We start from the raw sequence: 13,815 nt of genomic DNA on the forward strand, positions 1-13,815 counted from the left end.
TTATGCAGTATAATAGGTTGTTAGTTTATTTTTAGATGGTTGTAGCTAATTCTTTGTGAAACCTATGCGTTAATCTTTCAGCAACCCGAGCTGAAACAAATTCTGAGATTTCTCCGCCTAATCTACTTATCTCCTTAACAAAACGCGAGGAGATAAATTGGTGACGATCCGAGGCCATTAAAAAAGTAGTCTCAATCTTAGGGTTAAGACGAGCATTCATTCCAGCCATTTGGAATTCATACTCAAAATCAGAGATTGCTCGCAAACCACGTATTATTACGTTTGCTCCTCGAGATTCAGCAAAGTGTATTAGCAATGAGTCAAATGTTTTTGCCTCGATTGTTGTATAAAATTCATCTGCTTGATTAAGCAAAGTAATTTCATCAATTGCTTCGCGCACCATTGCGACTCGTTCTTGTAAATTGAACAGTGGCCCCTTGTCTGCATTGAGAGCAACAGCGATCAATAAATGATCTACTAGTTTGCTGGCACGGCGAATGATTTCGATATGACCATTAGTAATTGGATCAAAAGTACCAGGATAAATTCCTATGCGCATTATTTTATTAGTCATTATAGCGCCTATTTGTAATTATTTATTTTTTATGTCAGTGACATATTATCTAATATTTGATATTTCCGTTATTTATTTATTAAATAAAAATGCTTTTACTTACTTAAGTCATCATATACTATATTTTCCTCAGCAGTCTCGCCAACTAATGAGACAGATACAATATTTTCTTCTTTGGCTACCCGGAAGACATAAACTCCTTGAGTTTGACGTCTAGTTTCGCGGAGATCGCTAATGGGACAGCGAATTATTTGGCCTCTATCGGTAACTGCCATAATCTGATCTTTTTCGCGCACTGGAAAAGAACCGGCGACTAATCCTTTCTTGTCGGTAAGAGTGATATTAGAGATCCCTGTACCGCCTCGATTAGTAAGGCGGTAGTGGTTGATCAGAGTTCGTTTACCGAAGCCCTTAGTAGTAACTGTAAGAATGTGTTTGCGATAAACTTTATCTGTTTTTATGTTATCTTCTTTACCGCCAGCCTTACTGGCCTCAAAGCAAGGTAGTATTGACATAGATACAACTTTGTCTTTGCCAGTCAACTTGATTCCGCGTACACCTAAGGATGTGCGACTATGAAATATTCGCACATCCTTTACTCTAAAACGTATCGCTTTGCAGTGACTGGTTGCTAAGAATACATTATCGGCATCACTGCAAGGCATAACGCCAATAAGGCGATCGTTTTCTTTTAGCCGCATAGCAAGTTTTCCGCTCTTGCTTATATTAGTAAAATCACTGAGTGCATTACGACGCACGGTACCTGCTTCAGTAGCAAGCATTATGTAAAGCTTGTCCCAACTTTTTTTATTAGGCGGCATTGGCATAATAGTTTGTATCCACTCCCCATCTGCTAGAGGCAAGAGATTGATCATAGGTCGACCACGGGACTGTGGAGTACCTTCCGGTAGACGGTAGGCCTTAATTTGATATACCTGACCGAGGGATGTAAAAAATAAGATTGATGCGTGTGAATTAACTATAAACAATTGGCTCACTACATCTTCTTCTCGAGTTGACATTCCAGATCGTCCTTTGCCTCCGCGTTTTTGAGCTCGGTAAGTAACTAACGGAACACGCTTTATGTAGCCAGCATGACTGACAGTAACTACAATTTCCTCGCGTGGTATCAAATTCTCGACGTCGTGTTCGAATTCGTTTTCTTCGATCTTAGTGCGACGTGGATTAGACCAGTTTTTTTTGGATTGCATGAATTCTTGACGCATCAATTCTAACAATCGTTGACGAGATGTTAAAATATTTAAAAACTCATTAATTTTATAAGATGTTTCTTCTGCTTCTTTAATCATCTTGCTGCGTTCGAGCATGCTGAGACGTTGTAGACGTAGTTCGAGAATTGCAGGTGCTTGAATGTCAGATAGAATATATGTTCCATCGTCAAACACTTTGTGTTTCGGATCATCAATTAAATTTATGAATGAAGCGATATCACCTGCTGGCCAAGGCCGTTCACACAAGCGCCGACGAACTTCATCAGCATTGGCTGATAAGCGAATAAGCTCGATTATCGAATCTAGGTTTGTAATAGCGATCATTAAACCAGCTAAAATATGCGCTCGATCCCTAGCCTTGCGTAGTAGAAAGCGGGTTCGCCGCGTAATCATTTCTTCTCGAAACTGAACGAAGGTGTAGATCACATCACGAAGATTCATTTGTTCTGGACAGCCAGAATTTAGGGCTAACATATTTACACTAAAACTTGTTTGCAGTGGAGTAAAGCGGTATAGCTGATTAAGAACGACCTCAGGTATCGCGTCGCGTTTAAGCTCAATGACAACGCGTACTCCCTCGCGATCGCTCTCGTCGCGTAAAGCGGAGATTCCTTCAATTATTTTTTCTCGAACTATTTCGTGAATGCGCTCAATCATACGTGCTTTATTAACTTGATACTGGATTTCAGTAACGACGATAGCCATACGATCTTTGCGGATTTCTTGAATTTCTGCTTTTCCACGCAATACTATTGAGCCTCGGCCGGTATGGTAAGCATCTCTTATTCCAGCACGACCAAGAATCAAACCACCAGTAGGAAAATCTGGTCCAGGTAAATGCAACATAAGTTCATCTACAGTGATATCAGGATTGTCAACCATCGCTAAGCACGCGTCGATTACTTCACCTAGATTATGCGGGGGAATATTAGTAGCCATACCTACGGCAATTCCACCAGCACCATTTACCAGTAAGTTTGGGAATTCTGCCGAAAGTACCGAAGGTTCTTCTGTAGTATCGTCATAATTAGCGACAAAGTTAACAGTCTCTTTATCAATATCACGGAGCATGCCTTCGGCTGATTCAGCAAGACGCACTTCAGTATAGCGCATAGCTGCTGCTGGATCACCATCCATCGAGCCAAAATTACCTTGGCCGTCAATTAGTGGTAGACGCATGGAAAATTCTTGCACCATACGGACCATAGCATCGTAAATTGCACTATCGCCATGAGGATGGTACTTTCCCATTACCGCACCCACAATGTTTGCTGACTTGCGGTAGGGATGATTCCAATCGTATCCACCTACTTTCATAGTGTATAGAATACGGCGATGTACCGGTTTCAGACCGTCGCGAACGTCTGGTAACGCTCGAGCAACAATTACGCTCATAGCGTAATCAAGATACGAGCGTAGCATTTCGTCTTCGATAGAGACAGGTAGGACGCTATGCGGACCGGGAGTTGTGTAAGACAACCAATAAATTCCGATCTTAAGTTTCGATTGATGTCAATAAGTTATTAGAAAGAGATTAAAATCGCTGATACCGTACGTATAAAATTAATTTTTAATATCACAGTAACAGCGCAAATAAGAAAAACAAAAGTACTATAAATCGTTAGCTGTTTTAGTTAAAAATAATTGTACTTCCTTACCGGAAAAATCTACCAGCGATATGATAATAACTTAAGTTGATTATTTACTCTTCGTAAAGAGTTAATTTGAGAATACTCCTCAAGCTGAATATTTCCCGAGCCGAGCACAATTACAAATAATGTTTAGTTGACTAAGGCAATTAATTTTCTTTCTAAAACAGATTAATCTGCAATGATAATCACACTTTAATAAAAAGATTTACTAATTTGTAGCAGAATCATTTTTTTTTTATTTACTTTCTTGATTAGCATCATTAACAATAGTTAAGTACTATGTGCTTTCTAAGCAACAATAGGCTTGATGTCAACTACTTATTTTGTCTAATTTTTTTCTTATTAATATAGATTAATATTGTTTATCTTGAAGTTACTCTAGAATGTTATGAATAAAATTTTTTAGAATAAAAAAAACATTTTGCTGTAGTACATAATTTATTCTTTAACAACGTAAGAATTTACGATTATGTGGATGGCTAATAAAATTAACTTTATTTAAATTAATATTATAAAAATTAACAAAAATTTTTTATAATATTGATATTATAATCACGGGGCAGATGTATCTCGGCTTATTATGATAATTTGCTAAATTAATTTGAGATATTAATTTTTTTTTGAAAATGGATATTAATATTTATTAAATAATTAACAATTAATTAAAAATTACTTTATTTGTATGTTAATATTATTTTACAATCAATTTATTATTCATTACTAAATATTTATTTTTGAATATAATTCATTTTATAAATTTTTACTAATACAAGAATTAAGGAAATAAAGTTGAGAAAAAATCGTTGCTGGATATGTATCATAAAATTTTTATAGAATCCGCGAATAAACGCAAACATTCAAATTGATACTATAAAAACAATAACATAATTCTTAATTATTCGTACTGATCTAGGTAAATAGAAATTTATGATTTGCATGTTCTATATGCAGCGCTATCTATTAATCTCATATAGCGGTCGCGCATTACTCCCCAGAATTGCAAAAATTGATCAATATCGTTGCTAGTGGTATCCCAACCCAAGCTTATTCTAATTGCTTGACCGGCAATCGAATTGTTTGGATACATAGCGTTGAGAACGTGCGATCGCCTTACTTTACCTGAGGAACATGCTGATCCGGCGCTAACAGCTATGCCATCTAGGTCTAATGCTATTACCTGTTCTTCAGCAGCAACTCCAGGCAAAGCAATAGAAAGAGTGTTACAAAGACATTCGGCTCGAATTCCCATTAGCTGCACTTCTGGCGCGCGTTTTAACACCGCAGTTACAATTTTATTACGCATGTTTGTTAGACGAATCGTTTCTGTTGCTCTTTCCTCTTCTGCTACTGTTATAGCCCTAGCAAAACCTATAATGCCGATATTATTTTCAGTGCCTGCACGCCAGCCACGCTCTTGTCCTCCTCCGGTAATAATTGGAGAGAGAGTTAGTCCATTTTTGATCAAAAGGGCACCAATACCAGGTGGACCACCAATCTTATGAGCGGAGAGCGCTATAGAATCTGCTTCTGCGATAGCTATTGGGTCAAGCCGACCCACACCCTGAATTGCATCCACATGCAACAACCAACCAGCTTTATGAGCTAGACGAGCAATTTCATCTACTGGCTGAATTACACCAGTCTCATTATTAGCCCACATTACACAAACCAATCCATGCTTGTAAGTAGTCAATAGCTGTTTTAAAACTGCTAGATCGACAACGCCGTTTTTGCTAACGGGTATTTGCTTTGCGCAAGAAGCGGCAGCTAACACAGCATTGTGCTCAATAGCTGAAACTAATACATTATTTTGTTTAAGACCTCGAATTGCTAATGCGTCAGCTTCAGTTCCACTGGATGTAAAAATAAGGTTATCATTTGCTCTACCAATTATTGAAGCTATAGAGCTGCGAGCTGATTCTATAAGACTACGAACTTTTCGACCTGCAGCATGTACAGAAGATGGATTGCCGTGGATATATGCAGCTTCTATCATAGCGTCAATGACGCATGAACGCATGGGAGAGGTAGCGTTATAATCTAAATAACAAACCATGACGTAATTGAATTTAACTTATAATTTTAAGCATGTAATTTACTGATATTAAGTGTTAAGACTTTGATCTATTCCAGATTATTTGATTTTATGCGAGTAGTCAATAATGATATCCAATAAACTTATTGTAAATTAGTATTTAGCAAAGGTTAAGAAGATTGATAATTTGGTTACTTAGATGAGAATCATATTTTTCTTTAATTATAATCTGATTAAACGTTAAATATTTAATAAAATATGTTAGATGAAATACTTACTAATTGTATGGTTTAATCATGTTACTCGATTGGTGAATTAGTGATGTATTTTTAGATAAAGTCTTTAAATTATGAACTTGGTTTATTAATTTGATAAATTGGAAGTGTTTATCGTTTAGTATATTATACGCAATGATATTAGGTGAGATTAATAATTTAAATTAAATATTTTATGACATTTAAAAAAAGATATTGTTTTGTTATGACACCTGATCTCTCTTTTATTTGAATTAAGTTTTGCGGGATTATACTAATCGGAATATTTACGAAATTGTTTATTTGATTTAGAGCTAAGGCTAATAAAAAAACGAATAGAAATACGTTGTAGGAAATAGCAATGTTATGTACGTTTTAAGTATTTTTATCAATAAGTTTATAATCTAGTATTATTAAGGGGAGAACAGGTTATTTTACAAAGGGCATTTATTTTGCTATTAACCTTATATATAGAATGCTTTTTTGAGAAAATTATCGATGAGTAATATTACGTTGAGTAATATTACGTATCTTGCTTTAACTTTAAATGATTTGATCAAGACAGGTGTTTTAATTAAGATATTTTAAAGAATTATGAATTGATCATACATTTACCTATTTGACTTTAGGTTAATTGTGAACAATAAAAATTCTTAAGCACAGACTTAATGAATAAAAATAATTACCTTTTAAATATTTTCTGAGATCAAATAGTACTTACAACTGTATTACATTCGGCAATTTCTTTTCTTTAGAAACAAATAATCTTATCGATTATTCTTGTTGTTATATTTGTTAGCGAGTAGATCTAACTTAAAGAAGTTTTTATGATTTCATACAACGATTGCTATCGCAGCATATTTTGCTAACTCGCTTGGATAATCAAGTATTTTTACGAGGTATTCCGCTTATGATTGCCTTATAGATAAGTATATGATTGCCTTATAGATAAGTATGCTTCGATAATTAATGACTAAAAACTTAATAAAAATCTCTTAATAAGTTGTTTTGTTATTCAAAAGCCTGCTAGTCGACTGTCTTTGAGCGAATATTTAATTGTAAGCGTAAAATTATTGTTGCATTTTATGCTGGCCTATACAAATCATATTAAATGTACGTTAAGTTCTATCCTTATAAATTTTTTATTATCTTACTTATCATATATTTTTGTGTAATTCGTAATACAAATTGTACAATCAAAATAACAACAATATACTGAGGTATATAGGAGGGTATTGTGTTAAACAAAAAATGATTAATAATTTAAAATGTGATTTTATATATAATAAGAATGTTTAGTTTTTGTGTCTATTTTTATTTAAGAAGATAAATTAACCAAATTTTAGATTAAGAATACTATCTTTTATTTTAAAAATATTATACGCAGCGTCTCATGAAAACATCAATAATTACTTTATGAGCTTTGATTTTAAGCTTTGTAGCCCGAAAGAGGTGATGAGAAATGCCTGAGATCATGATCAAGGGCCCGAAAGGTCAAATCGAAGCGCGTTATTCAAATTGTAAAAAAAAAGATTCACCGGTTGCCCTGATTTTACATCCGCATCCGCAGTATGGAGGTACAATGAATAATAAGGTAGTATATTCCTTATATAAGACCTTTGCTGCGCGTGAATTTTCTACTCTAAGATTCAATTTTCGGGGAGTTGGTCGATCGCATGGTGTTTATGCAGGCGGAGATGGTGAATTATTTGATGCAGCTTCCGCTTTAGATTGGTTGCAAAGCAATAATCCAAATTTTCGATCTTGCTGGATCGCTGGCTTTTCATTTGGAGCTTGGATTGCAATGAGACTATTAATGCGATATTCAAAAATCAACCGTTTTGTGCTGATTGCCCCACCTGTCAATCTGTTTGACTTTACCTTCCTTACTCCATGTCCAATATCAGGATTGGTAATTAACGGAGATAAAGACGATATAGTATCCGCTGATTTGGTAAAGAAGTTAGTGGATAAACTTTCAATGCAAAGAGACATAAAAATCAGTCATAGAGTGATAAAAGGTGCTAATCACTTTTTTGATTCGCAGATATCTAATGTTACTCAGACAGTTAATTCTTATCTTGATAAGAATATTAGAGAAATATCTACTTAATATTTAACTATTATATTTTAATTCTTGGTTTATATATATTTTTACTCTATAAGACAACGATATAGCTAAGACTAAAGCAGGGAATCTAAATTATTATAGCACGTTATGTTTCACACTTAAAATTTAGAGCTAGTTAAATTGATTAGAGCATATTACCGAGAAGGAATTTTATGCGTTATTTTTTCCTAATCTTCAGGTTTATATTCATATAAAAAAAATAACGCAATACTCGTACTTTTGCTGCCTTGAGCAATAATTATAACGACACTTTTAGAAATGGTTTTTGTATAATGCTGATATATTTTTCGTAATTATTGCATAATAATTAATCTATTTTTAGCTAATTATCTTGTAGAAAATTAATTGATGTGTTGGAATAATTGATTTATTTTTAGTTAAGATACATTAGCCTAACTGATTACAACAATCGTATTTTTGCAAGTAGTCTTTTTTTATTATCTATTTGGCTTAAACTAAGCAATCTGGGGACTTTATAGGCATTTATAAGTATAAATTATAACATATTCATGCAAATATCTATAGTTATAGATTAATGATTTTAATTAAAAATTAATTAGTTAGATCGAATAAATATTTTACTACTCTCCCTACAATTATCCCACTACATTAAGTGCAAAACTAAGTTTTTAAAAAAATTATTTAATTATTTGTTCTTTAGTTTGAATATAATAATGGCATAAGTTATAATTATGTGTATTGGTTTTAATAGAAATATCTTGCAACTAATATATCCTAGTTTTGTCAGTCGTAGTGCAGCGATTTCCTTAATAAACTAATGAAAAATCAGGATTTAACTATGCCTGTACCTAAATCAGATTATCTGAATGTGCTTATGGAGCGTGGATTGCTTTACCAATGCACTAATCTAGAAGCTCTTGATCAAGCACTAACAGGCAGTAGAATTGCAGCTTATATTGGCTTTGATTGCACATCCAATAGTTTGCATATTGGCTCGCTGCTACAGATTATAATGCTACGTTGGCTGCAAAAAACTGGGAATAAACCAATTGTATTGATTGGAGGAGGTACTTCAAAAATAGGTGATCCCTCTTTTAAGTTTAATAAACGCAAGCTGCTGAGCGAAGAAGAAATATGCAATAACAAATTAAATATAAAAAATATACTTAATAAGTATCTCAGCTTAAGTGCAGCCTCCCATAATCTTATTATGGTTGATAATGCGGAATGGCTTGATAAGCTGGAGTATATTAAGTTTTTACGCGACTATGGATCTTATATATCTGTGAATCAAATGCTTGGATTTGAATCCGTTAAGCTTCGATTAGATCGTGAATATTCGCTAAGTTTTCTTGAGTTTAATTACAGTATCTTACAAGCTTATGATTTTTTAGAATTATATCGGCGATATGGTTGTGTGTTGCAGATGGGAGGATCTGATCAGTGGGGTAATATTGTTCATGGTGTTAAGTTGATTCGTCGAGTTAACGATAATAAGGTGTATGGACTTACCTCACCTCTAATTAGCAGCTCTTCTGGAGCAAAAATGGGAAAAACTACGAAAGGTGCTGTTTGGCTAAACGAGGAAAAACTTAGTGTATATAATTTTTGGCAATATTGGCGCAACATAAAAGATGCTGACGTTATTCGGTTCCTAAAACTTTTTACGGAAATACCGCTAGATGAAGTATCAAGGTTAGCGGTTTTGGGGGGAGCAGAGATTAACGAAGCTAAGAAAATACTGGCTAATGAAGTAACTAGAATGTGTCATGGTCAGATAGCCGCTAATGCGGCTGCTGAAATCTCTCACTGTACTTTTGACGTTGGAGCTATTAGTGAAGGACTACCAAAAGTGGATATTGATCGCAGGAAAATAGAAGCAGGTTTATCTGTTGTTAATGCTATAGTTTACGCTGGATTAGCTAGTTCCAAGAGTGCAGCTCGAAGATTAATTCGTGCTGGTGGCGCTCGTATCAATAATGCGACGATATTAAACGAATCGGCTATAATAGCGGGTAAGGAAATTAATAATGCAGGATTTGTTAAAATATCTGCTGGGAAGAAGCTTCATGCGCTATTGCAGGCGGTATAATTAAAATATAGAATATAGCCTTCACATTTAGTTTAGCATCTTAGCAAAAGAAGGTAAAGAAATTCAACAAGCTGATATTTTGACAATTTTAGCATATTATGTAAAACTTTTGAAGTTAACGCAAAAGGAGTATTAATATTTGTTTTTGGATTTTCCAGATTACCTGTCACAATGAAGTGTGTTTCTAGCATACTATTACCTATTGCTACTAGTCTACCAATTAGTGGTATTTTTTTAACTACTTTAGATATTGAATAGGATGGAGATATCAGGCCTGCTATATCTATAACCTTGCTTGGCCAGTAAATTGAGCCATTAATCTCTATCTTGAATCCAGATCCGCAAGCACTTGCATTCTTAATTTGAATCTTATTCAATGTAAGCAATACATGCGCTGTAGTTTCAGCAAAACGTATACCATTTCCTGATATTGTATCGAGCAATCCACTGAAGGATCCTAAGGACAAAAGTTGGGTAAAAAATGGAGGGTTAACGATATAGAAATTATCAATTCGCATAATTAAATCCATTTCATTGTCCTGTGCTTCCTTAATAATTATACCATTGATTCTTAATTGGCCGCCTTTAATTGATTGAGTAATACCTATTGCATTAAAAAATCTACCTATATTATTAGTTTTTGCTGTCAAAAGTTGATTGCCATGTTTCTTTTCTATTACAAGATGCACTGGATTGCTATTAATGTCTCCCATCAAGCTAAGATTATCTATACTAACTCCATTGTGCTTTATTGCTAGTACTCCTGGCATTAATTTAATGTCTTTAATTAGATAAATTTTATTAGCAGCAAGCGTTGCTTCTACTTTTTGTCCATTAAAGTTTAATATATTATGTTGGCTATGTTTTATTTTTAAGATTGGTAGCAAGTCAATGCTTGGACCTTTGAGAAAAATTTTCAAATTACCGTTTGATTGGCGTTCTATTTCGCCTGTCACTTTTGTACGACCTAAGCAAAATGCTGACAGCACAGTGTTTATTTTGCCATCGCTATAAAAGGCAACCTTGCCAGCTACATATAAATTATGTGCGCGAAACTCAAATCTAGGAATATTTAATATGCCATTTTTCTTGCGCGTGACAGATATTTGAAAGCTTCCTTTGGAATCAATTGGTTTTGACCAGGCAAGTTCAGAAGCGACAATTGAGGTTGATTGTAAATTACCTTCAATTGTCGCTGTGACATTGTCAGATGAATCCTTTAATATTAAAGCATTTAGAGATATAGGGCCAGTAGCATAAGTGCTTAGATCTAGACCAAATGTGGTAAAACTGGATGCATCAGTAATGGCACTTATATAAGAACGAGATCGAAATGAGCTTTTTGACTGAAATAGCTCATGATGTTTCAGTACAACTGGGATTTTGCCGATTTTTGCTTTCCCTGTAATGCACATACCAGCACGATCAAGATTTAACTCTAAATCACCTTCCGATAACGGTTTACCGTTTAGAATATTAGGGATCATAACTTTTTTTAGGTTGGCAGATACAACAAGGCCTACGTTATTTATATTTATATTATTTATCAAAGGAATATCTAGTTTTATCTTAGCGATAAAAGTACCTTCATTTTTTTGTGTATCTTTACCAATTTTATTAGGGTATGCTAAAGCCAGCAATCTTAAAGCTTCTCGAATATGCCCTTGGACAGTCGCATCAACATGAGCAAATTCTTTTTTGTTTTGGTTTAGGTTAAGTATAGCAATATTAAAGGATTTCAATGAAAAGTTTTCCAAATGCCCACTTTGAAGATTAACTATTATGCTGTTGGCGTCAAATTTTGCTGAACCTTCTGTGTTAATGATTGGCGGTAATGGACGACAATAGTAAATATCTACTCCTTGAAATTGTATTTTTCCATACATGATCTTTAATCTATGCAAACTGGGCTTAGTACTATCGATCCAGCCTCTAGCGAACACATTGGCATTTGTAATTTTACCATTGACGAGATTGTCAGTAATCCATTTACGGGATTTGTCAGGCAGTTGAAATAGGCAAAAATCTTTAATCAGACTAATAGCAAAATTAGATATCGCTGTGTTTATAATTATTGCGTAACCAGAATGATCTCGAATTGCCTGTGTTTTGATTGTCAGCAATGCTTTTTTGATCTCTAGAAAAAGATAAGCGTAGATTTGTTTAGCGTTTGGCGTGATTTTTAGAGTAAGGCTACCTCCTGAAAAATCTAGCGGAAGCGGATTTATTTCAAAAACATTTATCTTGCCTGCGCCAAAGTTGAGGTTAGCGTTGATTGCTGGAGTGCTGCTATTTACCGCGAAATTCGCTTTTACTGTACCCGAAATTGGCAGAACTATCCAGGATATTTCTCTTAGTTGAGGCTTAAATCTCCCTAAGTTTACTGCTGATACTATTCCGAACTGCAGTTTAGCAGCGACAAAGTTATTTTTTGGTTGATAGCTCCCAGACAATAAAATTGGACTAGTCGTTGAATTAGACCATTTTGTATACCCTTTTACGTGAAAGCATGCACGATTGGAAAACAATTTAATATTGCCAGATATTTTGGCTAGGATTTCAGTTTGCGTAAGTGGATCATTTACTAATCGAATATGAGCGCAGCTAAATCTCGCTTCTCTTAAAAAATAAAGCATCCCTGTAGCTGATCGTTGCCCTAGTATCAATTTAAGAATAGTATTTAAATTCAACGAGTCACTTGACTTACAAGCATGGAGTTTGTTGTTTATTAGGCTAAGATTTTTATTGGTTTTTTTTACTATATCAATAGTTGGATTAATTATGTTAATGTATTTAGGCCTTATACGTCCCGCCAATAATGCTTCAGAATTGAATCCGATCGAAATACTTCTGATTAGTGTGCGTACTAGACCATCATATCCTAAAACTACTATATCTTTGACAATTAGATCGGCAGTTCTTTCCTGAATATTAACTTGTATACTAGCTTTCTTGATTTGTGCTGTGATTCCACAGCATGTACCGCTCAGAGCATTTTCTAGATAGGTTCGCACCCAATTAATCTCAATTTCTCGGTTAGAGAAAAACCAAACAAATGCATAAATCCCAATTGCTAATGAAATAAATAGATTAATAAAAAGTTCTATAATAAAAATCATTGATTTTTAAACAGAATCTACTTGATTTTTTCTGGACTCAATATTTTAATTAATTCACGTATTGATTTATTATGGTGAATAAAGCTGGATGGGTTACAAGCTATGTTGTATTATCTCAGCCAAGAAGTTTAGCATGCATGGCCTTCAAGGATGAAATAGCATCGCTCTGCAAATAGAAAAATATAGCTAATAAAAATAGAATGACATCTGTAAGATGTAGCAAGTATATACTATTTCAGTAGTATATACTTGCTACATCTTAGTAATACAATATATATATCTTTATTTAAATTTTAGAGTATGCTGCTCTTGACAATCAATTAGCGTTTTAATTTTAAACTCTTTAAATATTCAAAGAATGTGGGCCTGAACAGTAAAATTGCTGAAGGTTAACGAAACATTATTAGCTAGTTTAGTTTGTCTTTAATAATAGTGTAAATTAGCAGGTCAATAAATTTTGATATATGTCTTAATTAATTAATATAGTATTATATTTAAGCTAGTAAATTTATTTTTATCATTAAGCCACAATATTAATGTAGGATACTAAAATAACAGATTGTTAATCTCTATTGTGTTAAAAATTAATTTATTTTGGTATTTTGTAGTCAGGTAGATAAAGTTATTAATATTGATTATGCTATTGTTAAAATAATTTTGGATGCTGTTGTATCTTTCTTATTATAGTAAGTAAGCATATTATCAACGGAGCAATTTTATAGTATTTCTTTTTTTTGTTTAAAATCTAGGAATGGATATCATATG

General features: G+C 33.8%; 6 protein-coding genes. 2 read left to right on the forward strand and 4 right to left on the reverse strand.

Annotation, left to right across the window (positions count from 1 at the left end; translation table 11 throughout):
- Positions 1–31: 31 nt before the first annotated feature.
- The 3 genes from coaD to P856_RS00480 all read right to left on the reverse strand — a co-directional run bounded on the left by coaD (position 32) and on the right by P856_RS00480 (position 5,514).
- Complete coding sequence (gene coaD, locus P856_RS00470) at positions 32–574, reverse strand: pantetheine-phosphate adenylyltransferase (RefSeq protein WP_025300222.1); 543 nt, start codon at positions 572–574, stop codon at positions 32–34.
- A gap of 95 nt (positions 575–669) precedes the next feature.
- Entirely contained in the window at positions 670–3,285 is a 2,616-nt protein-coding gene (gyrA, locus tag P856_RS00475; RefSeq protein ID WP_025300223.1) for a DNA gyrase subunit A, read from the reverse strand.
- Positions 3,286–4,383: 1,098 nt separating this feature from the next.
- Positions 4,384–5,514, reverse strand: coding sequence for a cysteine desulfurase family protein (locus P856_RS00480; RefSeq protein ID WP_025300224.1), 1,131 nt, complete (start codon positions 5,512–5,514; stop codon positions 4,384–4,386).
- 1,695 nt (positions 5,515–7,209) lie between these two features.
- On the opposite strand from P856_RS00480, the gene P856_RS00485 reads away from it, so the two are divergent.
- The gene (locus P856_RS00485; RefSeq protein ID WP_025300225.1) at positions 7,210–7,860 is read left to right on the forward strand and encodes an alpha/beta hydrolase; all 651 of its coding nucleotides are present in this window, start codon (positions 7,210–7,212) and stop codon (positions 7,858–7,860) included.
- An 817-nt stretch (positions 7,861–8,677) separates the two neighbouring features.
- Complete coding sequence (gene tyrS / locus P856_RS00490; protein ID WP_025300226.1) at positions 8,678–9,931, forward strand: tyrosine--tRNA ligase; 1,254 nt, start codon at positions 8,678–8,680, stop codon at positions 9,929–9,931.
- A 32-nt stretch (positions 9,932–9,963) separates the two neighbouring features.
- Here tyrS and P856_RS00495 read toward each other — a convergent pair whose 3' ends face one another.
- Positions 9,964–13,050 (reverse strand): YhdP family protein, encoded by a 3,087-nt coding sequence (locus P856_RS00495; protein ID WP_025300227.1) that lies wholly within the window; start codon positions 13,048–13,050, stop codon positions 9,964–9,966.
- Positions 13,051–13,815 lie beyond the last annotated feature (765 nt).

It is taken from the genome of Candidatus Endolissoclinum faulkneri L5, assembly GCF_000510265.1.
GTDB classification, from domain to species: domain Bacteria; phylum Pseudomonadota; class Alphaproteobacteria; order Thalassobaculales; family Thalassobaculaceae; genus Thalassobaculum; species Thalassobaculum faulkneri_A.

Bases quoted from the DNA above. Each gene is read 5' to 3' on its own strand.
- coaD (WP_025300222.1), bottom strand. From the start codon at position 574: ATGACTAATAAAATAATGCGCATAGGAATTTATCCTGGTACTTTTGAT.
- P856_RS00480 (WP_025300224.1), bottom strand. From the start codon at position 5,514: ATGGTTTGTTATTTAGATTATAACGCTACCTCTCCCATGCGTTCATGC.
- P856_RS00485 (WP_025300225.1), top strand. From the start codon at position 7,210: ATGCCTGAGATCATGATCAAGGGCCCGAAAGGTCAAATCGAAGCGCGT.
- tyrS (WP_025300226.1), top strand. From the start codon at position 8,678: ATGCCTGTACCTAAATCAGATTATCTGAATGTGCTTATGGAGCGTGGA.
- P856_RS00495 (WP_025300227.1), bottom strand. From the start codon at position 13,050: ATGATTTTTATTATAGAACTTTTTATTAATCTATTTATTTCATTAGCA.